We start from the raw sequence: 25,751 nt of genomic DNA on the forward strand, positions 1-25,751 counted from the left end.
TGAATAACGCAATTAGCAGGTACGAATCGTGAGCACAGAAATGATTGTCGGATCGAATGCCGGCGTAATGGACCAAGGGGTCCAACAGGAAAATAAATCCGGCGTGCTGGGGAGTCTCGGTGGCGTCGATATGATGCGTCAAATCACCATGATTTTAGCCCTCGCCATTTGTTTGGCGTTAGCCGTGTTCGTCATGATCTGGGCACAGGAACCTGAGTACCGTCCATTGGGTAAAATGGAAACTCAAGAAATGGTGCAAGTGCTCGACGTGCTTGATAAAAATAAGATCAAGTATCAAATCGATGTTGACGTCGTGAAGGTACCCGAGGACAAATACCAAGAAGTTAAAATGATGCTGAGCCGTGCGGGTATTGATAGTGCCGCCGCCTCAAACAAAGACTTTCTCACCCAAGACAGTGGTTTTGGTGTGAGCCAAAGAATGGAGCAGGCTCGCCTCAAGCATAGCCAAGAGGAAAACCTCGCCCGCGCGATTGAACAGTTACAAAGCGTAAGCCGCGCTAAAGTGATTTTGGCACTCCCCAAAGAAAACGTATTTGCCCGTAATACTTCTCAGCCAAGTGCAACAGTTGTAATTAACACTCGTCGTGGCGGTTTAGGCCAAGGAGAGGTCGATGCGATTGTGGATATCGTCGCTTCTGCCGTTCAGGGCCTAGAGCCATCTCGCGTTACCGTCACAGATTCTAACGGCCGTTTACTGAACTCTGGCAGCCAAGATGGCATCTCTGCCAGGGCGCGCCGCGAGCTTGAGTTGGTTCAACAAAAAGAAGCCGAATACCGAACCAAGATTGATTCGATTCTCTCGCCCATCCTTGGCCCAGATAATTTCACCTCCCAAGTGGATGTGAGCATGGATTTCACCGCGGTTGAGCAAACCGCTAAACGTTTTAACCCTGACTTACCGTCGCTGCGTAGCGAAATGACTGTTGAGAATAATTCGACAGGCGGTTCAACTGGCGGTATTCCTGGCGCGTTGTCGAACCAACCTCCGATGGAGTCAAATATTCCTCAGGATGCGACCAAGGCGACAGAAAGCGTGACGGCAGGTAACTCGCACCGCGAAGCGACCCGTAATTTTGAGTTAGATACCACCATCAGCCATACCCGTCAGCAAATTGGCGTAGTGCGCCGCGTCAGTGTGTCAGTAGCCGTGGACTTTAAACCGGGCGCTGCGGGTGAAAATGGTCAAGTGGCGCGCGTTGCCCGCACTGAGCAAGAGCTCACCAATATCCGCCGTTTACTGGAAGGCGCGGTAGGCTTTAGCGCGCAGCGTGGTGATGTTTTAGAGGTGGTCACTGTTCCCTTTATGGATCAATTGGTTGAAGATGTACCTGCGCCTGAGCTTTGGGAACAGCCTTGGTTCTGGCGTGCCGTTAAGTTAGGTATCGGTGCCTTAGTTATCTTAGTGCTGATCCTTGCTGTGGTGCGCCCAATGCTGAAACGCTTAATCTACCCAGACAGTGTGAACATGCCTGAAGATTCAAGATTGGGTAATGAGCTGGCCGAGATTGAGGATCAATACGCTGCCGACACCTTAGGGATGCTCAATACCAAAGAAGCAGAGTATAGTTATGCCGACGATGGCTCAATTCTTATCCCTAATCTGCATAAAGATGATGATATGATTAAAGCTATCCGTGCGCTTGTGGCCAATGAGCCCGAGCTTTCAACCCAAGTCGTGAAAAACTGGTTACAAGACAATGGCTGAGAATAAATCAAAAGACGCCGCTGAAACCTCAAGTTTCAATATTAAGGATCTCAGTGGCATCGAAAAAACGGCGATTTTACTGTTAAGTTTGAGTGAAGCCGATGCCGCCTCTATTTTAAAGCACTTAGAACCTAAACAAGTGCAAAAGGTCGGTATGGCGATGGCGGCCATGGAAGACTTTGGGCAGGAAAAAGTCATCGGAGTGCATAAGCTGTTTCTCGATGATATTCAAAAGTATTCTTCTATTGGCTTTAACAGCGAAGAGTTCGTCCGTAAGGCGTTAACCGCGGCTCTAGGTGAAGACAAAGCCGGTAATTTGATTGAACAAATTATCATGGGCAGCGGCGCCAAAGGTTTGGACTCGCTTAAATGGATGGATGCGCGCCAAGTCGCGACTATCATCCAAAACGAACATCCACAGATCCAAACCATTGTTTTATCGTATTTAGAGCCAGATCAAGCGGCGGAAATTTTCGGCCAGTTCCCAGAGAATACCCGCTTAGACTTAATGATGCGTATTGCTAACCTTGAAGAAGTGCAACCTGCGGCATTGCAGGAATTAAACGACATCATGGAGAAGCAATTCGCCGGTCAAGGCGGCGCGCAAGCAGCGAAGATGGGCGGTCTAAAGGCGGCGGCCAACATTATGAACTACCTCGATACGGGGGTCGAAAGTCAGTTGATGGAAACCATGCGCGAAACCGACGAGGAAATGGCGCAGCAAATCCAAGACTTAATGTTCGTATTCGAAAACCTGATCGATGTGGACGACCGTGGTATCCAAACCTTGCTGCGTGAAGTGCAGCAGGATGTATTGATGAAGGCGCTGAAAGGTGCAGACGATCAGCTCAAAGACAAAATATTGGGCAATATGTCAAAACGGGCCGCCGAATTGCTGCGTGACGATTTAGAGGCCATGGGCCCAATCCGGATCAGCGAAGTGGAAATCGCCCAAAAAGAAATTCTGTCAATTGCGCGTCGATTAAGTGACAGCGGTGAAATCATGTTAGGCGGCGGTGGCGGCGATGAGTTCCTCTAATCGGAGTGACAATAGCGACAATAAATTGTCCCATCGGGTCGTCAGCGACTCGGAGATCGAGTTCAGCCATTGGCAATTACCCGATGTGACCCAAACCGAAGAGGTGAGTATTTCAAACCTCTTTGGTTATTCGCCGCAGCAAGCGCCCAAGGCGGTGGCCGCCGAAACCATTGCGCCACCTACCATGGCGGAAATTGAAGATATTCGCGCTCAAGCCGAAGAAGAAGGTTTTAACGAAGGTAAGACGCAAGGTTATGCCGAAGGACTGGAGCAGGGCAGACTCGAAGGTTTAGAGCAAGGCCATACCGAGGGCCTCGCCCAAGGTCATGAGCAAGGGCTTGAGGCTGGGCTTGCTGAAGCCAAGGCATTAGTCAGCCGCTTCGAAGGGCTGTTAAGCCAATTTGAAAAGCCATTGCAGTTACTCGATGGCGATATTGAACATTCCTTAATGACACTCACTATGGCGCTGGCCAAATCTGTGATTGGTCATGAACTTAAAACTCATCCAGAACAAATCCTGTCGGCGCTACGTTTAGGGGTCGAATCTCTGCCAATCAAGGAGCAAAGCGTCAGTATTCGCATGCATCCCGATGATGTCGCCTTGGTGGAGCAGCTATATACCAGTACCCAATTAAACCGTAATCAGTGGCAGTTAGAGGCCGATCCCAGCTTAAATTCTGGGGATTGCATTATCAGCAGCCAACGCTCGCTGGTGGATTTAACCCTGTCGTCGCGCATCGATGCGGTGTTTGAGTCATTACGTAATCAACAGTTCCATTTGAGTCATCAGCAGCAACAACGGCAAGCGGTTCTCGATGAGGAAAACGCCGCAAAAGTGCTATCGGGTGCTGAGCTAGGTGACGAGGCGCAGAGCACCGAGTCCCTGAGTACAGAGTCGCAAGCTGATGGAGAGCAAGATGCAAAATCGCCGCCATCAACTGCTGAATAAACTGAATCATTGCATCGACAAAGTCCCGCCATTTCGAGCCGTCGCCAGTGGTCAACTTGTGCGCGTGGTAGGTTTAACCTTAGAGGCGAGTGGTTGCCGTGCGCCCGTGGGCAGCCTGTGCTCTATCGAAACCATGGCTGGAGAGTTGATTGCCGAAGTCGTCGGTTTTGACGATGAACTGCTGTACCTTATGCCGATTGAGGAATTACGCGGCGTGTTACCCGGCGCCCGTGTCGTCCCCCTCGGTGAGCAAGCGGGGCTGAGTGTGGGCTTATCCCTATTGGGACGCGTGCTCGATGGTAATGGTGTGCCGTTAGACGGTCTTGGCGCGTTATCGACCGAACAGCAGGCGCCAAGGCACAGTAACGCCATCAACCCACTTTCTCGCCGTGCGATTACCGAACCACTCGATGTGGGTGTGCGCGCCATCAATGCCATGCTCACCGTTGGTAAGGGCCAACGTATGGGCCTATTTGCAGGCTCGGGTGTGGGTAAGAGTGTGCTGTTAGGGATGATGACACGGGGCACGACAGCTGACATCATTGTGGTGGGACTCGTCGGGGAGCGTGGCCGCGAAGTTAAAGAATTTATTGAAGAAATCCTCGGTGAAAAGGGCAGAGCACGCTCTGTTGTGGTGGCGGCGCCCGCCGATACCTCACCCTTGATGCGCCTTCGCGCCTGTGAAACTTCGACTCGTATCGCTGAGTATTTTCGTGATTTAGGCTATAACGTATTGTTATTAATGGATAGTCTGACTCGTTACGCCCAAGCGCAGCGTGAGATTGCTCTGGCCGTAGGTGAACCGCCGGCAACTAAAGGTTATCCGCCTTCGGTATTTGCTAAATTGCCACGCTTGGTTGAGCGGGCGGGTAATGGTGGGCCTGGACAAGGTTCTATCACCGCATTTTATACTGTGCTGACCGAGGGCGACGATCAACAGGATCCGATTGCCGATGCTTCTCGGGCGATCCTCGATGGACATATTGTGCTTTCACGCTCGCTGGCGGATTCTGGGCATTATCCCGCAATCGATATTGAGGCTTCGATCAGCCGTGTGGCCCCAATGGTGATTTCGAGCGAGCACTTAGAAGCCATGCGCCGCGTCAAGCAGACTTATTCCCTCTACCAACAGAATAAGGATCTGATTTCGATTGGTGCCTATGCCCAAGGCAGCGATCCGCGAATCGATAACGCTATACGCCTGCAACCTGCGATGAATGCCTTTTTACGGCAGACCATGCGTGATGCCTTTAGCTTTGCTGATAGTCAAATGATGCTCGGGCAACTCGCTGCGCAATGTAAATAATTGAGGCCGTTATGGCGAATGCCGATCCCCTATTACTCGTATTAAAGTTAGCCCTCGATGCCGAGGAACAGGCTGCGCTGCTGCTCAAGTCGGCACAACTTGAGTGCCAAAAGCGCCAAAATCAGCTTGATGCGCTAAATAACTATCGCTTGGATTATATGAAGCAGATGCAGTCTCAGCAGGGCCAAGCCATTAGCGCCAGCCATTATCACCAATTCCACCGTTTTATTCGGCAAATCGATGAGGCCATCGCCCAGCAAAATCGTGTGGTCGCCGATGGTGAGAAACAGAAATATTATCGTCAGCAGCATTGGCTCGACAAGCAAAAGAAACGCAAGGCGGTTGAACTGCTCTTGGATAATAAAGAGAAAAAACGCCAAGCTCTTGAGTTGAAAAAAGAACAAAAGATGACCGATGAATTTGCTTCTCAGCAGTTTTTTCGCCGCAATAAACCCTAACCCAAGCTCGCCATTGCGTGTGTAAGTTGTTTCTTCGACATGTAACCCTCACTTATTGGCACTTTATTTGCTTGCTTTATGCCAGAGATGGCCAAAGCCGCATAAATTGACGTTTGCCCGCACGTTTGTATGTCTTCGGGTGAATGTTTAGGAGCTGATATGCAACAAATGAACAATATCCTATTAGCGTCAAGCGCGAAAAATAGCGCTAGCTCAAGTAAAGCATTGACTCAAGATACTAATAGTGAAGACTTTTCTGCAGCGTTGGCTTCAGTCACATCCGTATCTTCCCCCTCGACTAAAACCCCTGTGTCTCAGGATGTGGCCGTCAAATCTGCCAAAGTGGAAGCCAGCCCTGACGATACCAACACTGATGATGAAGCCGATATCAACTTGATTTTTGCCCAGATTGGTATGGCAAATGAGATGAAGAAAGCGGCCGCTCCGAGCGACTCTTTGCCGCTTGAAGCTCAATTAACGACAGAAGATGCCGCTAGCATCTTAGCGCCTGCAACAGAGGATGGCGATTTACCAACGGAAGAGACTATCAAGCCAACTTTTTTAGATGAGCTAGCGAAATTTGCTCAGTCAAATGAAGTTACCTTAACGAATGATACATTAGATGCACAAGTTTTAGAGCAAACGGGTACATTTGTTTTTCAACAAGAACGAGCATCTGCACTTCCAGAAGATATTATAAATAAACAAAATCAGTCAATTAATACAGTAGGTTTGATTGCAACGGCGAATACTGAAACTGTGGATAAGACTGGCGCTTCGACCGATGATACGCTTATAGATGATGCATCAATGCTTGCAGAGATGCGAACTGAAAAATGGGTTAAACCGCCAGAAACCCCCATTTTACCGATTGAAGGGGAATCTATCTCTGAAGCTAACAAGTTAGAGGCGAAAGAGGCTGAACTAAGCAATAAGTCGAGCAATCTGTCGCTCCTATCAACTGATAAAACGACTTCACCAACGGTTGGACAGTCACCGTCAATTAATACAGCTAATGTGTCAGTTACCGATGCTGATGCCGTGATATTAAACTCTACGACTAAAGAGCTTAATACCTTAGGTGCGGTTTCGGTTGAGCCTAATGCTATTGACGACAATCCTTCACGCGCCGAAATTTCGGCAGGATTATTGTTAAAAGATGCCAAGTTAGCCGTCACACTGGATTCGCGGCAAGAAAACGCCTTATCTTCACTCGATACTGGTCATGAAGAATCTGTTACAGAGTTTAAGCCTGTTGATTTTAAAGCGGTATCGATACAACACTCTTTAGCTAACCAGCAAATTCAACGCCAAGAGATACCACAGGTTCATCTTTCCTTACGTCAAGGCGTTGAAAACCAAAATCAGATGCAGGAAATGATCCAGCGCTTTTCTCCTGTGATGAAACAGCAGCTTGTCACTATGGTTAGCCAAGGTATTCAACAGGCTGAAATTCGCCTAGATCCACCCGAACTTGGACACATGATAGTGAAAATACAAGTTCATGGTGAGCAGACGCAAGTGCAATTCCATGTTGCTCAGGCGCAGACCCGCGATGTGGTTGAGCAAGCGATTCCTCGTTTACGTGAATTATTACAAGAACAAGGCATGCAGCTCGCTGACAGTCACGTCTCTCAAGGTGACCAAGGACAACGCCGTGAGGGAGGATTTGCAGACAGTGGCGGTTCAAGTGGTGGAAATGTGGATGATTTCTCGGCAGAAGAACTCGATTTAGGTTTAAATCAAGCAACTAGTTTAAATTCGGGTATAGATTATTACGCTTAAGCAGGTAACCTATAGTAACAAAGTGGATTATAAACTGAGCCTTAATCCCATTACCAAATTTAGCCTATTAAAGAGAACAGAAAATGGCCAAGGAAGAATCACTAGAACTTGAAAGTACTGAAGCACCAAAAAGTAAAAAGAAGCTATTTATTTTTATCGGTGTGGGTGTCTTTGTTGCGCTATTAATTGGTGGCGCGCTTTGGTTTTTCCTTGGAAGTAGTGAAGAGGCTCCTGTCGAGGCCGAAGGTGCTAAAACCGAAACGGCTGCGCCGGCAGCTGAGCCAGCATTAGCAGCTTATGTGCCGATGCCTCGCCCATTTTTATTTAACCTTCCAGGACCGGATCGCGCTCGGCTTGTCGAAATCAAAGTGCAACTTATGGTCAGAGGTCAAGATGATGATGTGTTGACCCAAAAGCACATTCCATTGATTGAAGATGCGCTGCTAACCACTTTTAGTGGTGCCGATGTGCAAAAGCTAAGTACACAGGCGGGTAAAGATGAATTACGACAATTAGCCCTGTTGAGCGTACAAAACACGTTGCAATCTGTAACGGGACGTAAAGTCGTTGAAAAAGTGCTCTTTACTGGTTTTGTCATGCAATAACCTTTCATCTTCAGCACCTTAAAGAGGCGAAGACAATACTGTGAGTGATTTATTAAGCCAAGACGAAATTGATGCGCTCTTACACGGGGTCGATGATGTCGAAGAGGATGATGAGCTTGATGCCGCTGGGCAGGAGGCTCGTTCCTACGATTTTTCTTCCCAAGATCGGATTGTGCGTGGTCGTATGCCCACGCTCGAAATTGTTAATGAGCGTTTTGCCCGTCACCTGCGGATCAGCATGTTTAACATGATGCGTCGCGCGGCCGAAGTGTCGATCAACGGCGTGCAAATGCTCAAGTTTGGTGAGTACGTACATACCCTATTCGTCCCAACCAGTCTGAACATGGTACGTTTCCACCCCCTAAAAGGTACTGCGCTGATTACCATGGAAGCGCGACTGGTATTTATTTTGGTGGATAACTTTTTTGGTGGTGATGGCCGTTTCCATGCCAAGATTGAAGGGCGGGAATTTACCCCCACTGAACGGCGTATTGTGCAGTTATTACTTAAAATTATCTTTGAAGATTATAAAGATGCTTGGGCACCCGTGATGGATGTGGAGTTTGATTATTTAGACTCCGAAGTTAACCCTGCGATGGCTAACATTGTCAGTCCAACTGAAGTCGTTGTCATTAACTCCTTCCATATCGAAGTGGATGGTGGTGGCGGTGATTTCCACATCACGATGCCATATTCGATGATTGAGCCAATCCGCGAATTACTCGATGCGGGCGTACAGAGTGATAAACAAGATACCGATATGCGTTGGTCGCAGGCGCTGCATGACGAGATTATGGACGTTAAAGTAGGCTTTGATGCCACAGTGGTTGAGCACGAACTCACACTCAAAGATGTAATGAACTTTAAGGCTGGGGATATTATCCCTATTGAATTACCAGAGTACATTATGATGAGAATTGAGGACTTACCGACTTACCGCTGTAAAATGGGACGTTCACGAGATAATCTAGCACTTAAAATTTACGAAAAAATCCCTCGTCCTGAGACGGTCAAATCCGAATTACAATTAGTGACGCGTAAAGGCAAAGCTAGAGACATATCAGAATTATAAAGGTGGAGTGAGATGAGTACAGATGATGATTGGGCAGCAGCGATGGCCGAACAAGCTCTGGAAGAGGCTAATGCCGTTGATCTTGATGAGCTAGTGGATGACTCACAGCCGATTAGCAAGGCAGAAGCGGCTAAGTTAGATACCATTTTAGATATACCTGTGACAATTTCGATGGAAGTTGGTCGCAGCTTCATCAGTATCCGTAATCTGTTACAGCTGAACCAAGGTTCAGTGGTTGAGCTCGACAGAGTTGCAGGTGAACCGTTGGATGTGATGGTTAATGGCACGCTTATCGCCCATGGTGAAGTGGTGGTGGTAAACGATAAATTTGGTATTCGCTTAACAGATGTAATTAGTCAGACTGAGCGAATTAAAAAGCTTAAGTAATATCACTCATTAAGAAAAGCCTGAAGGAGCGAGATGAGCACATCGGTAATTCTCAATGCCGCGTCAGCAGCTCAGGCGAGTGTCGCTGAAGTGGCTACCCAAGGTGCAGTGGCGACAGCAAAAGTGACTGAGCCATCACAAATGGCAGCAGCGGCGAGTATGCTCGGTGGGCTTATTTTAGTTCTATTGCTTATTTTCGCCTTAGCTTACCTGCTAAGGCGATTTAATTTAGTGCCAACCAATCATAGTGTGCTCAAAACCCTTGCAGTAACATCCCTTGGTCAGAAAGAGCGCCTTGTTTTGGTTCAAGTGGGTGAGCAGCAGTATTTACTTGGCGTGAGTGGGCAACAAGTTAATTTAATTGATAAATTAGCTGAGCCTATCGAAATTGAGTCCGTATCTTTTGCGGACAAGCTACGGCAGGCGAAATTAAAACAATGATGAAGTACATACTCACTTTTATAGGGATCAGTGCACTGATGTTTGCGACCTCGGTAGGCGCTGCCGATGGTGTACTGCCTGCGGTAACCGTAAAAACCGCCACCGATGGTTCGACCGAATATTCGGTTACCATGCAAATCCTATTGCTAATGACTTCGCTGAGTTTTTTACCCGCCATGGTCATTATGTTGACGTCCTTTACCCGCATCATTGTGGTGCTCTCCATTTTGCGCCAAGCGATTGGTTTACAGCAGACACCGTCTAACCAAGTCTTAATCGGTATGAGCTTGTTTATGACCTTTTTCATTATGGCGCCGGTATTTGATAAAATTTATGATCAAGGGGTAAAACCTTATATTGATGAACAGCTTACTCTGCAACAGGCCTTTGATAAGGGCAAAGAGCCGTTAAGGGCATTTATGTTGGGGCAAGTGCGTACCACGGATCTCAAAACCTTTATCGATATTTCGGGTTACCAGAATATTAATTCACCCGAAGAAGCACCAATGAGTGTGCTTGTGCCAGCATTTATCACCAGCGAGCTCAAAACGGCCTTTCAAATTGGTTTTATGTTGTTTGTACCTTTTTTAGTACTCGATTTAGTGGTGGCCAGTATCTTAATGGCCATGGGGATGATGATGCTCTCGCCTATGATTGTGTCATTGCCCTTTAAAATTATGCTGTTTGTACTTGTTGATGGCTGGGGGCTCGTGATGGGCACCTTAGCCAATAGCTTTGGTTAGACAGGCGGAGTACTGAGATGACGCCAGAAGCGCTAATCGATATTTTTCGCGAAGCTCTAGCCGTTATTGTGATGATGGTTTCGGCTATTGTTTTGCCTGGACTCGGCATTGGCTTAATTGTGGCGGTATTCCAAGCTGCGACCTCAATTAACGAGCAAACTTTAAGTTTTTTACCTCGACTTATTGTGACCTTGCTTGCTTTGATGTTAATGGGTCATTGGTTAGTACAGACCTTAATGGATTTCTTTATTGAAATGGTTAACCGTATTCCTCAAGTGGTAGGTTAACCCCATGGAGTTGCTGCTTGATACGTTAATGCAAACCATTGCTTCGTATATGTGGCCACTGTTTCGAGTCGCCAGTATGCTGATGGTTATGGTGGTGTTTGGCGCGGCAACAACTCCCACTCGTGTGCGTTTACTTCTTGCTATTGCCATAACCCTCGCAATTGCCCCCGTGTTGCCGCCCGTTAAGGATGCAGAACTCTTTTCCTTAAGCGCCGTTTTTATTACTGCACAGCAAATTATTATTGGTGTTGCCATGGGTTTTGTGACCCAAATGGTGATGCAAACCTTTGTGTTAACGGGTCAGATTATCGGCATGCAGACCAGCTTAGGTTTTGCCTCTATGGTTGATCCGAGTTCAGGACAACAAACTCCAGTGATTGGTAACTTCTTCCTGTTGCTCGCAACCTTAATTTTTTTAGCTGTTGATGGTCATCTGTTGATGATCCGTATGCTTGTTGCCAGTTTTGATACATTGCCGATTTCTAATGTGGGATTAACGTTGACCAGCTATCGCGCGTTGGCGGAATGGGGGTCTTATATGTTTGGTGCGGCATTAACTATGTCGCTGTCAGCAATTATCGCGTTATTGGTAGTCAATTTATCCTTTGGGGTTATGACCCGCGCTGCACCACAGCTAAACATTTTTTCGATTGGTTTTCCGATTACGATGATCGGTGGATTGTTAATTTTATGGTTAACCTTAACTCCTGTTATGGCTCATTTCGATGAAGTATGGGCATCGGCACAGCTTTTGCTGTGTGATATTTTAGGGCTTCAGTGTCAAGCCGATGGCATACTTTAACCGGATAGGAACGCGTAATGGCTGAAGAAAGTAGCGGCGAACGCAGCGAGGAACCCACCGGGAGGCGCCTCGAACAGGCGCGGGAAAAAGGTCAGGTTGCCCGTTCCAAAGAATTAGGTACGGCCACAGTTCTGCTTTCGGCTGCAACAGGACTGTATATGCTCGGTCCTGGTATTGCAAAAGCACTTTCCAATGTGTTTGAACGTGTGTTTACCATGGATAGATCTGCAATTTTTGATACTAATCAAATGTTTAATGTCTGGGGCGTTGTCGGCGGCGAAATTGGTTGGCCGTTACTTAAGATTATGTTGCTGATTGTGGTGGTGGCATTTATCGGTAACGTGTCCCTTGGTGGAATGAATTTTTCTACCCAAGCCATGATGCCTAAAGCCAGCAAAATGAGCCCGATTGCGGGTTTTAAACGGATGTTTGGTGTGCAAGCCTTGGTTGAATTAGCGAAGGGGATTGCTAAGTTTTCTGTTGTTGCGTTGGCGGCATATTTTCTTCTAAATCATTATTTTAATGATATTTTACTCCTTTCTGCCGATCATCTTCCTGGGAATGTCTACCACGCCTTAGATTTACTGGTATGGATGTTTATCCTACTTTGCTCTTCCGTATTATTCATTGTGGTGATCGATGTGCCATTTCAGATCTGGAACCATAATAAACAGCTGAAAATGACTAAGCAGGAGGTCAAAGACGAGTATAAAGATACCGAGGGTAAACCTGAGGTCAAAGGGCGAGTCCGCCAAATGCAGCGTGAATTAGTGCAGCGACGCATGATGGCCGAAGTTCCCAATGCGGATGTGATTGTGGTGAACCCTGAGCACTATGCAGTGGCGATAAAATATGATGTTAAGCGCTCTGCAGCACCGTTTGTGATTGCTAAGGGCGTCGATGAGGTTGCCTTTAAAATTCGTGAGGTAGCAAGGGCGCATAATATTGCCATTGTTACTGCACCACCACTTGCGCGGGCGATTTACCATACAACGAAACTTGATCAACAAGTCCCCGAAGGCCTATTTACCGCGGTAGCACAGGTACTCGCTTATGTATTCCAGTTAAGGCAGTATCAAAAAGGGCGTGGCCGCAAACCTATCCCTATCCCCGTTAATCAACCTATTCCTGAAGATCTGAAGTACTAGGGCGTGTTGACGTTTCAGGGTTATTTTTGCAGTTAAATGCAGCCCTCAGGAGTTATCTGGTAAGCCCTTACTCTTACTTTCTGTCATAAAAGCTGCTCGTCATTTGAGTAGAACAACCACACATCTTTCTTCGTTTCGCCCCAGAATGAACAAAATGTAATCTTGAAATCTCAACAAGTCCTAGTAACGAGTAAATAGTGCTCTAACGTAAAGTTAGCTAGCTACATATTAGCTTCACTACCTGATTGTTAGTTGTTGGCGTGCTTTTTGCTTTTAGGCTGTTATACGTCAAAGTTTAGGTATCTGTGAATGGATGTTAAAGCCTCCCTAGGCCAAGTAAAACAGTTGAAGCTAAGCTCTTTTAAGGGCATAGGTACGCCAGCACTAGTGCTTGCAGCATTGGCGATGATTGTACTGCCAATTCCCCCGTTTCTACTCGACATCTTATTTTCCTTTAACATTGCTTTAGCCTTGATTGTGCTTTTGGTCGCGATTTACACCGATAGACCTTTAGACTTTGCTGCCTTTCCAACCGTTTTATTAGTTGCGACACTGCTTCGACTTGCACTTAACGTGGCATCGACCCGTGTGGTATTACTCGAAGGTCACAACGGTGGTGATGCGGCGGGTAAGGTGATTGAGGCCTTTGGCTCCGTAGTGATTGGTGGTAACTATGCCGTTGGTCTAGTTGTATTTATCATTCTGATTATTATCAACTTTGCTGTTGTTACCAAAGGTGCTGGCCGGATTGCTGAGGTGAGTGCTCGCTTTACCTTAGATGCGATGCCCGGTAAGCAAATGGCAATTGATGCTGACTTAAATGCGGGCATTATTAATCAAGATCAAGCCAGAACCAGACGGGCTGAAGTCACCCGCGAAGCTGACTTCTATGGCGCAATGGACGGTGCGTCTAAGTTCGTTAAGGGCGATGCTATCGCTGGTATCATGATTTTAGTGATCAACATTCTCGGTGGTTTTATTATCGGGATTGTTCAGCATGGTTTGACATTCTCTCAAGCGGTTGAAATTTATACCCTCTTAACAATAGGTGACGGGTTAGTCGCCCAAATCCCAGGCTTATTACTGTCAATTGCTGCGGCATTGATGGTAACTCGCCAAAATGAATCTGGCGATATGGGTCAGATGTTGATGAGTCAGATGTTTGACAGTCATAAATCGCTAGGGATTGCTGCTGGCGTATTGTTCGTTATGGGGATTGTGCCTGGAATGCCGCACATGGCGTTTTTAAGTTTCGCCGTTTTAACGGGATGTGCGGCTTATTTTATATTTAAACGTAATGAGGCTAAACGTGCCAAAGCCCTCGAACAAGTCAAAACGGGCCCAACGGAAAGAGCTGAAAGAGAGCCTAAGGAACTTAGCTGGGACGATGTGCATCATGTTGACACTATCGGTCTTGAAGTGGGTTACCGTTTAATCCCCTTAGTCGATAAAGGTCAAGGTGGAGAATTACTCAGCCGGATCAAGGGCGTACGTAAAAAGCTTTCGCAAGAATTGGGATTCTTGGTTCCTGCGGTTCACATACGTGACAATTTAGACCTTTCGCCTAATGCCTATCGTATTTCTCTTATGGGCGTTGTTGTGGGTGAGGCGGATATTCGCCATGACTGCGAGCTCGCCATTAATCCAGGACAAGTGTACGGTAAGTTAGATGGCATTGAGACCCGTGACCCTGCCTTTGGTCTAGAAGCCGTGTGGATTGCCCCCGAACTGCGTGAACATGCCCAAACCTTAGGGTATACCGTGGTGGATGCCGCGACGGTAGTGGCAACTCATATCAGCCAAATATTGACGAATAATGCAGCAAAACTTTTAGGCTACGAAGAAGTGCAACAACTGATGGATATGCTTGCTAAACACTCGCCTAAGTTGGTGGATGGCTTTATTCCTGATGTGATGCCGCTCGGAAATGTCGTAAAAGTGATGCAAAACCTATTAAATGAAGGAGTTTCTGTCAGAGACTTGCGTACCATAGTGCAAACTTTGTTAGAATACGGCACTAAGAGTAACGATACTGAAGTGTTAACAGCGGCGGTGCGTATCGCATTGAAGCGCATGATCGTTCAAGAGATCTCTGGCCCTGAACTCGAAATCCCCGTCATAACTTTGGCACCAGAGTTGGAACAGATGTTGCATCAATCAATGCAAGCAACGGGTGGCGATGGCCCCAATATCGAGCCAGGTCTTGCGGAGCGTATGCAACAATCCTTAGCGGATGCCGCTCAAAAGCAAGAAATGGTCGGACAGCCTGCCATTTTGCTAACGTCTGGTATGTTACGTGCGACCCTGTCTCGCTTTGTTAAATATACTATTCCTAATCTCAGAGTGATTTCTTACCAAGAAATCCCCGATGAAAAGCAAATACGCATCGTATCTGCCGTCGGCCAGTAGAGGACGCATAAGTGAAGATTAAACGTTTTTTTGCCAAAGACATGCGTGCTGCACTGGCCCAAGTGAAGGACACGCTCGGCTCCGATGCGGTGATTATGTCCAATAAAAAGGTGAACGGCGGTATTGAGATTGTCGCTGCCGTTGACTACGACGAGCCAAAAGCGAAAGCGCCTGCTGCGACTCCGACCTTTATGGATGTGAGTGATGACTTAGTTTCGCTCGGCGCCAAAGCGCCGATCCGCGCTGAAACTAAGCTAAAACCCTCGGCGCCAGCGGACTCACTCCAAGCCTTGCTTGAGAAGCAACAAAATCGTTTAAACCAACAACTCACGCATCAACAACAAGATGCTGAGCTTCCTGCATGGGCTAAAGGATTACAAGCCACCGCAGCTGCGCCTAAAGCTGAGCGCCGTGATATGGGCAATCCCTTCGATAAAAAGTCACAGAGTTCGCAAAAGCAAAATGCCGATCTTGAAGCCATGCGCGACGAGTTATCATCCTTACGTAATTTGTTGACCCATCAGGTTTCAGCATTGATGACTGAGCATAAAAAGCGTATCGACCCTGTCGGTGCCATGCTGGAGTCAAAGTTGTTGGAGGCCGAGTTTTCACCACCGGTGGCAAACAAATTAGCTGCGCTGAGCCAACACTATACTCCTGCAGAATTAGTTCGTGCACTGCCGCAAAGTCTTGCTAATATGCTTGATAATCAAGGTGATGATATTGTTAAGCAAGGCGGTGTTGTGGCATTAGTTGGTCCCACTGGTGTGGGGAAAACCACTTCCTTGGCTAAACTGGCCGCACGCTTTGCTGCTCACCATGGTGCTGACCAAGTGGCATTGATTACCACAGATCATTATCGTATTGGCGCCTATGAGCAATTGGCCACCTATGGCAAAATCATGGGCTGCCCAGTCAAACAAGCCCATGACCTTGCTGAACTAGAGCAAATTCTGTATCAGTTTAGAAATCGCAAGCTAGTATTGATAGATACCGCGGGTATGGGCCAACGAGATATGCGGCTTTACCAGCAACTTGATAATTTAACTGCAAATAGCAGAATACCTATCCGCAGTTATCTGGTACTGTCTGCCACAGGACAGCGCCGCGTGCTGCAAGATGCTGTAAATCACTTTAAACGCATTCCCTTATCTGGTGTTGTACTCACCAAACTTGATGAATCTGTGTCGTTAGCGGGCGCATTAAGTGTGTTGATCCAAAGTGGATTGCCATTAAGTTATGTTACGGATGGGCAGCGAGTGCCCGAAGATATGAAAGTTGCTGATACTTTGATGCTCGCTGAGCAAGCATTAGCGGCCTTAGAAAACACAGAACAACAATCGTTACCAGACACAGCGTGGTCAGATAATATGACCTGTGCATTTGAGTAGAGTTATGACCCTGGATCAAGCAAGTGGTTTACGTATGATGAATCAACCCTATAACGAAAAAGTGAAAGTAATCGCGGTTACGGGTGGTAAAGGTGGTGTGGGTAAAACCAGCGTATCCATCAATACTGCCGTAGCATTAGCCGAGAAGGGCAAGCGTGTCTTAGTGCTTGATGCTGACCTTGGCTTAGCAAACGTCGATGTCATGTTAGGGATCCGTGCTGAACGTAACCTTTCCCATGTATTGTCTGGCGATGCTGAGTTAGATGACATTATTGTCCGGGGGCCTAAAGGTATTGGGATTGTGCCAGCCACATCGGGTACTCAGGGAATGGTAGAGCTAAGTCCTGCGCAACATGCGGGCTTAATTCGTGCTTTCAGTGAGATGCGTACCCAGTTTGATATCCTCATCGTGGATACTGCCGCGGGGATTTCTGACATGGTACTCAGTTTCTCCCGTGCGTCACAGGATGTGTTGGTTGTTGTTTGTGACGAACCAACGTCTATTACTGACGCCTATGCATTAATCAAAATCCTCAGCCGTGAACACGGCGTCTTCCGCTTTAAAATTGTTGCAAATATGGTGCGTAGTTTACGCGAAGGTATGGAATTGTTTGCTAAACTCAGTAAAGTGACCGACAGATTCTTGGACGTAGCACTTGAATTAGTTGCGACCATTCCATTTGATGAAAATTTGCGTAAATCGGTTCGCAAGCAAAAGTTAGTGGTTGAAGCTTATCCTAAGTCTCCCGCTGCAATTGCTTATCAAGGCCTAGCGAATAAAATTATGAGCTGGCCAGTACCACAGCAACCTGGTGGGCATTTGGAGTTTTTCGTTGAGCGCTTAGTTCAACGACCAGATTTTCAAGAGGAAAAAACGAGTGAATAAAGCCGCAGCGTATACTTGTTTAGACAATAAAACGTCAATCGTTGAACAGTATGCACCGTTGGTTAAAAGAATTGCACATCACTTGCTCGCCAGATTACCTGCCTCTGTGCAGTTAGATGACCTGCTACAGGCGGGGATGATGGGATTATTAGAAGCATCATCTAAGTTTGATGGCGGTAAAGGTGCAAAGTTTGAAACCTTCGCCGGCATAAGGATCCGTGGCGCCATGTTGGATGAAATCCGCCGTGGCGATTGGGTTCCTCGTTCTGTCCACCGAAATAATCGTCGAGTTGCCCAAGCTATTGATGAATTAGAGCAAGTGCTAGGTCGTGATGCGCGCGACACAGAAATTGCAGAAAAACTTGATATGACGCTCGATGAGTACCATCATATTCTTAACGATGTTTCTGTTGGTAAAATCATAGGGATAGAAGATTTAGGCGTATCACAGGATATACTCACTACAAGGGATGATATTAGCGATGGTACGTTTGAGGTCTTGGCAGAAACCCAGTTTCATTCTGCACTTGTTGAGGCGATAAAATTATTGCCCGAAAGGGACGCGCTAGTGCTATCGTTATACTACGATGAAGCATTGAATTTAAAAGAGATTGGCGCCATTCTTGAGGTAAGCGAATCGCGTGTTAGCCAGATATTAAGTCAGGCAATGTTGCGACTCAAAGGCAAACTCAAGCATTGGACATAAGTATAATTATTAATTGAGCACTGAATGTCAGCTCACCGGAGGAAACCTTGGACAAGAATATGAAGATTCTCATCGTTGATGACTTTTCGACAATGAGACGTATCATCAAGAACTTGTTGCGAGACTTGGGCTTTAACAACACCCAGGAAGCGGACGATGGCTCAACCGCCTTGCCAATGTTGCAAAAAGGCGATTTTGATTTTGTCGTTACAGACTGGAATATGCCAGGCATGCAGGGTATCGATTTACTTAAAGCCATTAGGGCCGATGACTCCTTGAAGCATCTACCGGTATTAATGGTCACTGCCGAGGCAAAACGTGAACAAATTATTGCTGCAGCACAAGCGGGTGTGAATGGGTATGTGGTAAAGCCTTTTACCGCAGCAACATTGAAAGAGAAGCTAGATAAAATATTTGAACGACTCGCTTAAGCAGGGATGAGCTATGAAGTCACATACATCAGGGCTCATCACGCTCGAGCATGCTCAGCGTTTAGTCGAACTGTTAAGCGCGAATGAACAAAATCAAGCTGATGATTTATTAAGAGAACTGGCAGCTCCTCTTCAGAGGGAACTTTTTGATGAGGTAGGCAAACTCACTCGCCAATTGCATAGCGCTCTTATGGATTTCCAAATCGATAATCGGTTAGTTGAGTTAGCCAATACAGAAATACCCGATGCTAAGGAACGGCTAAGTTATGTCATTGACATGACTGAACAAGCTGCAAATAAGACTATGGATGCTGTTGAGGAGTGCTTGCCGTTAGCGAATGCATTAACCGCGAACATCCAACAAGTGATGCCATCGTGGGACAAATTAATGCGTCGTGAAATTGCCCTCAGTGATTTTAAGGTGCTTTGCCATAACGTTCAGCATTTGATGTCGCGAAGTGAATTGGACTCAAACCGATTACGCGAATTGCTCAACCAAATATTGATGGCGCAGGATTTTCAAGACCTGACTGGACAAATGATCCGCAGGGTAATCGATCTAGTGATGGAAGTTGAAAGTAATCTGGTGTCTATGCTGACGGTGTTTGGTGAGCAGCCAATGATTGAGAGTCAGATTACTCAGAAAAATAATATTGAAGCTGAAGGGCCGATAATGAATGCCGAGCTTCGTCAAGATGTAGTAACAGGTCAAGACGAAGTGGATGATCTGCTATCGAGTCTGGGTTTCTAACTGGGAGTCAATTTGATGGCCTTTGATGTAGATGAAGAGATACTCCAGGACTTTTTAATCGAGGCGGGGGAAATATTAGAGTTGCTTCAAGAGCAGCTTGTTGCCCTTGAGAATAATCCTGATGATACTGACTTGCTAAATGCCATTTTTAGGGGGTTTCACACCGTAAAGGGCGGCGCAGGTTTCCTAAGTTTGACTCCCATGGTTGATGTCTGCCATGAGGCAGAAAACACATTCGATTTATTGCGTACTGGCAAGCGCAGTGTCACAGCAGAATTAATGGATATTATTCTTCAGGCTGTTGATGCGATTAACACCATGTTTGCTCAAACCCAGCAGGGAGAGCAACAAGATCCTGCTGATGCTGCATTACTTGCAAAGTTAAAGTTACTTAGTTCTGGTGAGCCTCTGCCGTCAGAATTAGGACAAACTGTGTCAGAGCCTGAATCTATTGCTGAGCCCGAACTCGAGCCCGTTATTGAAACTGTTGTTGACGTTGCCGCAGTTGAAGAGATGCCTGTTGAGGTTGTGAGTTCTTCAAACTCAAGTATTGATGAGATTAATGAAGCGGAGTTTGAGGCTTTGCTTGATGCACTGCACGGTAGTGGAAAAGGTCCCGGTGTGACTAACACTACTAATGCTGATGTTGTGGCAGCACCCACTGCGTCAACTCCCTCTGTATCAAATACAGCCAAGCCTAAAGTACAACAAGCTACCAGCTCGGGTGATGATATCACTGACGATGAGTTTGAAGCCCTGCTTGATGAGCTTCATGGTTCAGGAAAATTTAATGGCAAAGTAGATACACCTATATCACCTCAGCCTAAGGTTGAAACTGTTGCTGTGCCAGTGTCAACACCAACACCAACTGCTGTTGCTGTCGATTCAGACGAAATTACTGACGATGAATTTGAGCGTTTACTCGACGAACTTCATGGAAAAGGTGGGGCACCAGCCAAAGCTGTTGCAAAAGTGGAATCTGCGAAACCGACTCCCACTCCTGCCACATCTGCTGCGGCTCCTGCTGTGCCTAAAGCCAGTGTTACTCCGGTAACCCCTCCAGCGGTTAAACCTCAGGCCGAAGTTGCGCTCGCCGAGAAGGCTCCTGTTAAAGCGGCCGCTGCCGCATCAGCAAATGTTCCTCAAGGTGAAACGACCGTTCGCGTAGATACTGCACGACTCGACCAAATCATGAATATGGTGGGAGAGCTAGTATTAGTACGTAACCGTTTGGTGAGTTTGGGCATTAGTCGTGATGACGAAGAGATGTCTAAGGCACTCGCGAATCTAGATTTAGTGACTGCTGATTTGCAAGGCGCGGTCATGAAAACCCGTATGCAGCCTATTAAAAAGGTTTTTGGCCGTTTCCCTCGCGTTGTTCGTGATTTAGCCCGTACGCTCAATAAAGAAATTGATTTAGTGTTGGTCGGTGAAGAAACTGACCTTGATAAAAACTTGGTTGAGGCGCTGGCGGATCCTTTAGTGCACTTGGTTCGTAACTCGGTCGACCATGGTATTGAAATGCCAAATGACCGTGAAGCCTCAGGTAAACCTAGGACGGGGACGATTACTCTATCGGCAAGCCAAGAGGGTGACCATATTCTGCTAAAAATCGAAGATGATGGCGCAGGTATGGATCCCGAAAAGTTAAAACAAATTGCCATTAAACGTGGCGTGCTGGATGAAGATTCCGCTGCGCGTATGACGGACAACGAAGCTTATAACTTGATCTTTGCCCCAGGCTTTTCAACCAAGGTCGAGATTTCAGATATCTCTGGTCGTGGCGTGGGAATGGACGTGGTTAAAACCCGTATCACCCAACTCAACGGTACTGTGCATATTGACTCGATGAAAGGCAAAGGCACCATACTTGAGATTAAAGTGCCGTTAACCTTGGCAATTATGCCAACACTTATGGTCGATGTGGCTAAACAAGTTTTTGCATTACCTTTATCCAGTGTTAATGAGATTTTTCATCTCGATCTTACCAAAACCAATATTGTTGACGGACAACTCACTGTTATCGTTCGCAACAAGGCCGTGCCGCTATTCTATCTAGAGCATTGGTTGCATCGAAATAAAACCACCTTCAAACATGGTGACAAGAAACATGGTCATGTCGTGATAGTGCAGTTAGGTATGATGCAGATCGGTTTTGTTGTGGATGCACTGATTGGCCAAGAAGAGGTGGTGATTAAGCCACTGGGAGCCTTGTTGCACGGTACGCCAGGTATGGCTGGGGCAACGATTACATCCGATGGTGGTATTGCGCTTATCTTGGATGTTCCTGGGCTATTAAAGCATTATGCGAAAAATAAAAGTTAGTTCCCAAGTTAAGGAATGGAATGGCCATTAAAGTATTAGTCGTTGATGACTCAAGCTTTTTTAGACGACGTGTTAGTGAAATAGTCAATCAAGATCCTGAACTGGAAGTGATCGCGACGGCTGCTAACGGGGCTGAAGCGGTGAAGATGGCTGCTGAGCTTAATCCCCAAGTAATCACTATGGACATTGAAATGCCTGTCATGGACGGTATCACCGCCGTCCGTGAAATCATGGCAAAGTGTCCAACCCCGATTCTGATGTTTTCATCATTAACCCATGATGGCGCTAAGGCCACCTTAGACGCCCTAGATGCGGGTGCGTTAGATTTTTTACCTAAACGTTTTGAAGATATCGCGACCAATAAAGATGAAGCGATTTTGTTATTGCAGCAAAGAGTCAAGGCTCTTGGTCGTCGTCGAATTTTCCGTCCAGTGGCGCGCCCTAGTGTTGCCCCAATTACCCCAAGACCAAGCACGGGCTCGGTATTAGGGAATGTGCCCACACCTGTTCAAAGTGTACCTGCGCCAGTACGCACGTCACCAGTATCGTCTATTCGTGCTAGTGGTAAGCAATACAAATTATTGTTAATCGGTACGTCGACGGGGGGGCCTGTCGCCTTACAGAAAATTTTGACTCAGTTTCCAGCAAATTATCCGCATCCTATTTTGCTGATCCAACACATGCCAGCCGCTTTTACCCCAGCATTTGCAAATCGTTTAAATGGTTTATGTAAAATCGAGGTAAAAGAAGCGGCAAATGGCGATATTTTGCGTCCAGGTTGTGCGTATCTAGCGCCAGGTGGAATGCAGATGATGGTAGAGCGTACAGGCGTCACAGGCCGAATAAAAGTGCTCGCTGGTAGTGCTGAAATGAATTATAAGCCTTGTGTCGATATCACTTTTGCTTCAGCCTCAAAAGCCTACGGTGGAGATGTGCTTGCTGTAGTGTTAACTGGAATGGGAGCTGACGGCCGAGAAGGAGCACGCATGCTTAAAGCTGCCGGTGCGACCATTTGGGCGCAGGATGAAGCGAGTTGCGTCGTTTATGGCATGCCTCAAGCAGTGGCCAGTGCGGGAATTGCCACTCAATCCATTTCACTGGAGCACATGGCTGAATCGATTTTAAAAGAGTCTGCACGTGGCTAGTAGCAAGTCACAGATAAGCACAAATATTGTGCTTATTATGGTGCTAATGATGATGACGATCGTTTGTCTTGGTGCCTTAAGTTTCGATTATCATCGAAAAAACATAAAATTGCTTGCTGATGTTAAACGCTTAGCATCGACCCAAGTCGTGCTCATGGTGCCTGATGAACAAGCTAAGGTCATTGCTGATTGGCTTGCCACACATCCAGAACAAACTAAGGCTATGCTAAAAATGGTGGCGCCTGGTGAACATAATGCGGTGACTCTTGGGCCTGAAATGCCAGCGGCGGATGGTAATAATATTCCGCCTTTACTTGAAAAAGTGCCTGAGATGGATAAACAACAGTTATCCTCTCAGTCACCTGCTGAATCATCAGTCTCTTTGCGTTTGCAAAATGAAGCAGCATTGACAACAGAGGTTCGACAGGAGTCGACTCAAGTTCCTGTGGTGATTTCGGAAAATGCCGACGGTGTTAAGGTGATAAGTCTGCCTAACGGTGGCATAAGAGTCACGACAAGGGAAGAAGAGTAACGTGGTGGGCCGCGTAATCATTCCACTTATAAATGGCACAGAATCAACATTTAAGAGGTCAGTGCTTTGAAAGTCTGGACCATAGCGAATCAAAAAGGTGGGGTCGGTAAAACCACTTCGGTAGCAAGTTTAGCGGGAGCCCTCGCTAAACGGGGGAAGCGCGTCTTGATGATTGATACCGATCCTCATGCTTCACTCGGTTACTACCTTGGGATTGACTCAGAAGAGGTGCCTGGTTCTCTTTTTGATGTATTTGTTGCGCACAATCATCTTACAAAAGAGCTGGTTAAATCGCATATCGTACCAACTTTGGTGGATGGTTTAGATTTATTACCGTCGACTATGGCGCTAGCAACACTGGATAGAGCTTTAGGCCATCAAGAAGGCATGGGACTTGTCTTGCGTAATTTGCTTGCCCTTGTTGCTGATGAATATGATGTTGCCATCGTCGACTGCCCGCCCGTCTTAGGTGTGCTGATGGTAAATGCGTTAGCCGCGAGCCAACATATTGTCATTCCTGTGCAAACAGAGTTCTTAGCGATTAAAGGGCTTGAGCGCATGGTCAAAACTATGGAAATCATGGGGCGGTCAAAGAAGACTCGTTACAGTTATACCGTAGTCCCAACCATGTTTGATAAGCGTACTAAGGCATCTCCTGCTGCGTTGCAGGTGTTGAGTGAACAGTATGGTGAGAGTCTATGGCGTGATGTTATTCCTGTAGATACTAAGTTTAGAGATGCAAGTTTAGCGCATTTACCCGCCTCCCATTATGCAAGCGGTTGTCGTGGTGTAAAGGCCTATGAAAGATTATTAGATTTTCTTTTAGCTGGGGAGTTTGGCCATGTCAAAATCGGTTGATGAAACTGTTTTTGATTTTTTTGAATTATTATTGCACGAAGACGATAGTGCCTTTGGTGCTTCCCCCATTAAATCTCAAGAAAATGTTGCGACCGCTTTTGATAGCAGTAAAAAAACGGAAACTCAGCAGCTCAATAATGCCATTTTGGCAGAGCATGAGCGGTCTAAAGCGGATGTTAAAGCTACTCTAGAGCCTGAAGTACAACCTATTCGGGCAAAAAGCATTGTTACTGTCTCCTCTAAGGAGAGTGCTGAGCCGTTAGTGAATAAACAGTCGCTAGAGCGCCTGCTTGCGCCAGTCCTAAAAGTGGAAGCTACAGTTGTTGATAAGCCAACGGAGGTTATCGAGCAACCTTTACCAGCACCCAAGCAACCTGTTGCAATAACGGTTGCTGAAGTTGATGAGACTGCGGATGTTGCGCCGACGCAAGTCGATAACTTATCGACTGTGCCTGACACTCAAGTCGGCTTTGCGCCTCCAAGTGTGACAAAAGATCTGCAAGAAGTACTCGATGATGAGTTTCAAGTACTATTCTTTAAGGTAGCTGGGTTGACGTTAGCGGTTCCATTAGTCAGTCTCGGTGGTATCGTCAAAGTAGAACGGATTAATCATATTATTGGCCGTCCTTCTTGGTTCCTTGGTGTACAAACTCATCGAGAAGAACAGTTAAATCTAGTGGATACCTGTGCGTGGGTTATGCCAGAAAAATACACAGATAAACTGGCGCAATCGGTAAATTATCAATATCTTGTATTATTAGAGGGCAGTAATTGGGGATTAGCTTGTGAGTCCCTGCTTAATGCAGTAAAAATTACCAAATCGCAAGTAAATTGGCGCAGCAAAGCAGGGAAACGTCCTTGGCTAGCTGGTGTGGTTAAAGAACAAATGTGTGGCATTTTGCACGTACAAGCCTTAGTTGAAATGCTTGATGCGGGTTTAGGCTGTCAGGACTCCATTGGTTGAGGTAAACATGAAAGATACAAGAAATGTCGCAGCCGTGGCTGCAAGTAAAGATGATGCAGTATTGCAATGGGTTACCTTTAAGTTAGACAACGAGACTTATGGTATTAATGTCATGCAAGTGCAAGAAGTGCTGCGTTACACCGAAATTGCTCCCGTACCTGGTGCACCACACTATGTTTTAGGGATTATCAATTTACGCGGTAATGTGGTTACTGTTATTGATACCCGCTCACGTTTTGGGTTGCAATCAGCGGAAGTGGATGATTCGACACGTATCGTGATCATTGAAGCAGAAAAGCAAGTCATTGGTATTTTGGTCGATAGTGTTGCTGAAGTCGTTTACTTACGCCGCTCTGAAATTGATAACGCGCCTAACGTTGGTACAGAAGAGAGTGCGAAGTTTATTCAAGGCGTTAGCAATCGTGATAATGAGTTATTGATCTTAGTTGATTTAGACAAACTATTATCTGATGAAGAGTGGGCTGAGTTAAATCAACTCTAAATATTCATCGGAGGCGGCAGATAGTGTCTATCTGCCGCTTTGCTTTTTGTTATGCGAACGATTCATTTGGCTTTAATTTACTCTTTTAGAATGCCACTTGATG

26 protein-coding genes are annotated in these 25,751 nt (G+C 46.5%); all 26 read left to right on the forward strand.

The features are described from left to right. The first annotated feature begins 40 nt into the window (after positions 1-40). The 26 genes from fliF to KXJ80_RS09320 all read left to right on the forward strand — a co-directional run bounded on the left by fliF (position 41) and on the right by KXJ80_RS09320 (position 25,648). Entirely contained in the window at positions 41-1,726 is a 1,686-nt protein-coding gene (gene fliF, locus KXJ80_RS09195) for a flagellar basal-body MS-ring/collar protein FliF (RefSeq protein WP_259474815.1), read from the forward strand. Continuing rightward, the gene (fliG, locus tag KXJ80_RS09200) at positions 1,719-2,765 is read left to right on the forward strand and encodes a flagellar motor switch protein FliG (RefSeq protein WP_011716417.1); all 1,047 of its coding nucleotides are present in this window, start codon (positions 1,719-1,721) and stop codon (positions 2,763-2,765) included. The genes fliF and fliG overlap by 8 nt, the downstream gene beginning before the upstream one ends. Then, the gene (gene fliH / locus KXJ80_RS09205; protein WP_218737124.1) at positions 2,752-3,714 is read left to right on the forward strand and encodes a flagellar assembly protein FliH; all 963 of its coding nucleotides are present in this window, start codon (positions 2,752-2,754) and stop codon (positions 3,712-3,714) included. Before fliG ends, fliH begins: the two co-directional genes overlap by 14 nt. Further along, positions 3,683-5,020: a flagellar protein export ATPase FliI gene (gene fliI / locus KXJ80_RS09210; RefSeq protein ID WP_218737123.1), complete on the forward strand. Its 1,338-nt coding sequence runs from the start codon at positions 3,683-3,685 to the stop codon at positions 5,018-5,020. Before fliH ends, fliI begins: the two co-directional genes overlap by 32 nt. 11 nt (positions 5,021-5,031) lie before the next feature. Further along, on the forward strand, positions 5,032-5,478 hold the full coding sequence (gene fliJ, locus KXJ80_RS09215; RefSeq protein ID WP_086903727.1) for a flagellar export protein FliJ: 447 nt from the start codon (positions 5,032-5,034) through the stop codon (positions 5,476-5,478). Positions 5,479-5,637: 159 nt separating this feature from the next. Further along, positions 5,638-7,263: a flagellar hook-length control protein FliK gene (locus tag KXJ80_RS09220; protein WP_259474665.1), complete on the forward strand. Its 1,626-nt coding sequence runs from the start codon at positions 5,638-5,640 to the stop codon at positions 7,261-7,263. 83 nt (positions 7,264-7,346) lie between these two features. Continuing rightward, on the forward strand, positions 7,347-7,868 hold the full coding sequence (fliL, locus tag KXJ80_RS09225; RefSeq protein WP_037420354.1) for a flagellar basal body-associated protein FliL: 522 nt from the start codon (positions 7,347-7,349) through the stop codon (positions 7,866-7,868). Between the two features lie 40 nt (positions 7,869-7,908). Next, positions 7,909-8,940 (forward strand): flagellar motor switch protein FliM, encoded by a 1,032-nt coding sequence (fliM, locus tag KXJ80_RS09230; protein WP_037420356.1) that lies wholly within the window; start codon positions 7,909-7,911, stop codon positions 8,938-8,940. Positions 8,941-8,952: 12 nt separating this feature from the next. After that, on the forward strand, positions 8,953-9,327 hold the full coding sequence (fliN, locus tag KXJ80_RS09235; protein WP_037420360.1) for a flagellar motor switch protein FliN: 375 nt from the start codon (positions 8,953-8,955) through the stop codon (positions 9,325-9,327). Between the two features lie 33 nt (positions 9,328-9,360). Next, positions 9,361-9,768: a flagellar biosynthetic protein FliO gene (gene fliO / locus KXJ80_RS09240; RefSeq protein WP_037424769.1), complete on the forward strand. Its 408-nt coding sequence runs from the start codon at positions 9,361-9,363 to the stop codon at positions 9,766-9,768. Then, positions 9,765-10,511, forward strand: a complete 747-nt coding sequence (gene fliP, locus KXJ80_RS09245) for a flagellar type III secretion system pore protein FliP (protein WP_370687101.1) — start codon at positions 9,765-9,767, stop codon at positions 10,509-10,511. The genes fliO and fliP overlap by 4 nt, the downstream gene beginning before the upstream one ends. Positions 10,512-10,528: 17 nt before the next feature. Continuing rightward, positions 10,529-10,798 carry a flagellar biosynthesis protein FliQ gene (gene fliQ / locus KXJ80_RS09250; RefSeq protein WP_037420368.1) on the forward strand — a complete coding sequence of 90 codons (270 nt, stop codon included), beginning with the start codon at positions 10,529-10,531 and terminating at the stop codon, positions 10,796-10,798. A 4-nt stretch (positions 10,799-10,802) separates the two neighbouring features. Next, the gene (gene fliR / locus KXJ80_RS09255; RefSeq protein WP_069453227.1) at positions 10,803-11,600 is read left to right on the forward strand and encodes a flagellar biosynthetic protein FliR; all 798 of its coding nucleotides are present in this window, start codon (positions 10,803-10,805) and stop codon (positions 11,598-11,600) included. A gap of 17 nt (positions 11,601-11,617) precedes the next feature. Beyond that, positions 11,618-12,748, forward strand: coding sequence for a flagellar biosynthesis protein FlhB (flhB, locus tag KXJ80_RS09260; protein ID WP_218737121.1), 1,131 nt, complete (start codon positions 11,618-11,620; stop codon positions 12,746-12,748). Positions 12,749-13,057: 309 nt separating this feature from the next. Then, positions 13,058-15,157 (forward strand): flagellar biosynthesis protein FlhA, encoded by a 2,100-nt coding sequence (gene flhA, locus KXJ80_RS09265; protein WP_037420379.1) that lies wholly within the window; start codon positions 13,058-13,060, stop codon positions 15,155-15,157. Positions 15,158-15,168: 11 nt separating this feature from the next. Further along, entirely contained in the window at positions 15,169-16,548 is a 1,380-nt protein-coding gene (gene flhF / locus KXJ80_RS09270) for a flagellar biosynthesis GTPase FlhF (RefSeq protein ID WP_218737120.1), read from the forward strand. A 4-nt stretch (positions 16,549-16,552) separates the two neighbouring features. Next, positions 16,553-17,434, forward strand: coding sequence for a MinD/ParA family protein (locus KXJ80_RS09275; RefSeq protein WP_037420384.1), 882 nt, complete (start codon positions 16,553-16,555; stop codon positions 17,432-17,434). Further along, positions 17,427-18,140 (forward strand): RNA polymerase sigma factor FliA, encoded by a 714-nt coding sequence (locus tag KXJ80_RS09280; protein ID WP_109277554.1) that lies wholly within the window; start codon positions 17,427-17,429, stop codon positions 18,138-18,140. Before KXJ80_RS09275 ends, KXJ80_RS09280 begins: the two co-directional genes overlap by 8 nt. A gap of 47 nt (positions 18,141-18,187) precedes the next feature. After that, the gene (cheY, locus tag KXJ80_RS09285; protein ID WP_007649667.1) at positions 18,188-18,571 is read left to right on the forward strand and encodes a chemotaxis response regulator CheY; all 384 of its coding nucleotides are present in this window, start codon (positions 18,188-18,190) and stop codon (positions 18,569-18,571) included. 13 nt (positions 18,572-18,584) lie between these two features. Continuing rightward, positions 18,585-19,322 carry a protein phosphatase CheZ gene (locus tag KXJ80_RS09290; RefSeq protein ID WP_037424753.1) on the forward strand — a complete coding sequence of 246 codons (738 nt, stop codon included), beginning with the start codon at positions 18,585-18,587 and terminating at the stop codon, positions 19,320-19,322. Between the two features lie 15 nt (positions 19,323-19,337). Further along, positions 19,338-21,647, forward strand: a complete 2,310-nt coding sequence (locus KXJ80_RS09295) for a chemotaxis protein CheA (RefSeq protein WP_172590028.1) — start codon at positions 19,338-19,340, stop codon at positions 21,645-21,647. Between the two features lie 20 nt (positions 21,648-21,667). Beyond that, a complete protein-coding gene (locus tag KXJ80_RS09300; RefSeq protein WP_218737119.1) occupies positions 21,668-22,792 on the forward strand; it encodes a protein-glutamate methylesterase/protein-glutamine glutaminase in 1,125 nt (374 codons plus the stop codon). A gap of 13 nt (positions 22,793-22,805) precedes the next feature. Then, positions 22,806-23,324 carry a hypothetical protein gene (locus KXJ80_RS09305; protein WP_047540461.1) on the forward strand — a complete coding sequence of 173 codons (519 nt, stop codon included), beginning with the start codon at positions 22,806-22,808 and terminating at the stop codon, positions 23,322-23,324. 66 nt (positions 23,325-23,390) lie between these two features. Then, a complete protein-coding gene (locus tag KXJ80_RS09310; protein WP_069453224.1) occupies positions 23,391-24,182 on the forward strand; it encodes a ParA family protein in 792 nt (263 codons plus the stop codon). Continuing rightward, positions 24,166-25,146, forward strand: a complete 981-nt coding sequence (locus KXJ80_RS09315; protein WP_259474666.1) for a chemotaxis protein CheW — start codon at positions 24,166-24,168, stop codon at positions 25,144-25,146. The genes KXJ80_RS09310 and KXJ80_RS09315 overlap by 17 nt, the downstream gene beginning before the upstream one ends. Before the next feature lie 7 nt (positions 25,147-25,153). Then, positions 25,154-25,648, forward strand: coding sequence for a chemotaxis protein CheW (locus tag KXJ80_RS09320; protein ID WP_011073088.1), 495 nt, complete (start codon positions 25,154-25,156; stop codon positions 25,646-25,648). Positions 25,649-25,751 lie beyond the last annotated feature (103 nt).

The organism is Shewanella xiamenensis (assembly GCF_024971755.1).
In the GTDB taxonomy this organism is placed as follows: Bacteria; Pseudomonadota; Gammaproteobacteria; order Enterobacterales; family Shewanellaceae; genus Shewanella; species Shewanella xiamenensis.

Excerpts from the sequence above, each read along its gene's own strand:
- fliF (WP_259474815.1), top strand. The coding sequence starts at position 41 with ATGATTGTCGGATCGAATGCCGGCGTAATGGACCAAGGGGTCCAACAG.
- fliG (WP_011716417.1), top strand. The coding sequence starts at position 1,719 with ATGGCTGAGAATAAATCAAAAGACGCCGCTGAAACCTCAAGTTTCAAT.
- fliH (WP_218737124.1), top strand. The coding sequence starts at position 2,752 with ATGAGTTCCTCTAATCGGAGTGACAATAGCGACAATAAATTGTCCCAT.
- fliI (WP_218737123.1), top strand. The coding sequence starts at position 3,683 with ATGCAAAATCGCCGCCATCAACTGCTGAATAAACTGAATCATTGCATC.
- fliJ (WP_086903727.1), top strand. The coding sequence starts at position 5,032 with ATGGCGAATGCCGATCCCCTATTACTCGTATTAAAGTTAGCCCTCGAT.
- KXJ80_RS09220 (WP_259474665.1), top strand. The coding sequence starts at position 5,638 with ATGCAACAAATGAACAATATCCTATTAGCGTCAAGCGCGAAAAATAGC.
- fliL (WP_037420354.1), top strand. The coding sequence starts at position 7,347 with ATGGCCAAGGAAGAATCACTAGAACTTGAAAGTACTGAAGCACCAAAA.
- fliN (WP_037420360.1), top strand. The coding sequence starts at position 8,953 with ATGAGTACAGATGATGATTGGGCAGCAGCGATGGCCGAACAAGCTCTG.
- fliO (WP_037424769.1), top strand. The coding sequence starts at position 9,361 with ATGAGCACATCGGTAATTCTCAATGCCGCGTCAGCAGCTCAGGCGAGT.
- fliP (WP_370687101.1), top strand. The coding sequence starts at position 9,765 with ATGATGAAGTACATACTCACTTTTATAGGGATCAGTGCACTGATGTTT.
- fliQ (WP_037420368.1), top strand. The coding sequence starts at position 10,529 with ATGACGCCAGAAGCGCTAATCGATATTTTTCGCGAAGCTCTAGCCGTT.
- fliR (WP_069453227.1), top strand. The coding sequence starts at position 10,803 with ATGGAGTTGCTGCTTGATACGTTAATGCAAACCATTGCTTCGTATATG.
- flhB (WP_218737121.1), top strand. The coding sequence starts at position 11,618 with ATGGCTGAAGAAAGTAGCGGCGAACGCAGCGAGGAACCCACCGGGAGG.
- flhA (WP_037420379.1), top strand. The coding sequence starts at position 13,058 with ATGGATGTTAAAGCCTCCCTAGGCCAAGTAAAACAGTTGAAGCTAAGC.
- KXJ80_RS09275 (WP_037420384.1), top strand. The coding sequence starts at position 16,553 with ATGACCCTGGATCAAGCAAGTGGTTTACGTATGATGAATCAACCCTAT.
- KXJ80_RS09290 (WP_037424753.1), top strand. The coding sequence starts at position 18,585 with ATGAAGTCACATACATCAGGGCTCATCACGCTCGAGCATGCTCAGCGT.
- KXJ80_RS09295 (WP_172590028.1), top strand. The coding sequence starts at position 19,338 with ATGGCCTTTGATGTAGATGAAGAGATACTCCAGGACTTTTTAATCGAG.
- KXJ80_RS09300 (WP_218737119.1), top strand. The coding sequence starts at position 21,668 with ATGGCCATTAAAGTATTAGTCGTTGATGACTCAAGCTTTTTTAGACGA.
- KXJ80_RS09315 (WP_259474666.1), top strand. The coding sequence starts at position 24,166 with ATGTCAAAATCGGTTGATGAAACTGTTTTTGATTTTTTTGAATTATTA.
- KXJ80_RS09320 (WP_011073088.1), top strand. The coding sequence starts at position 25,154 with ATGAAAGATACAAGAAATGTCGCAGCCGTGGCTGCAAGTAAAGATGAT.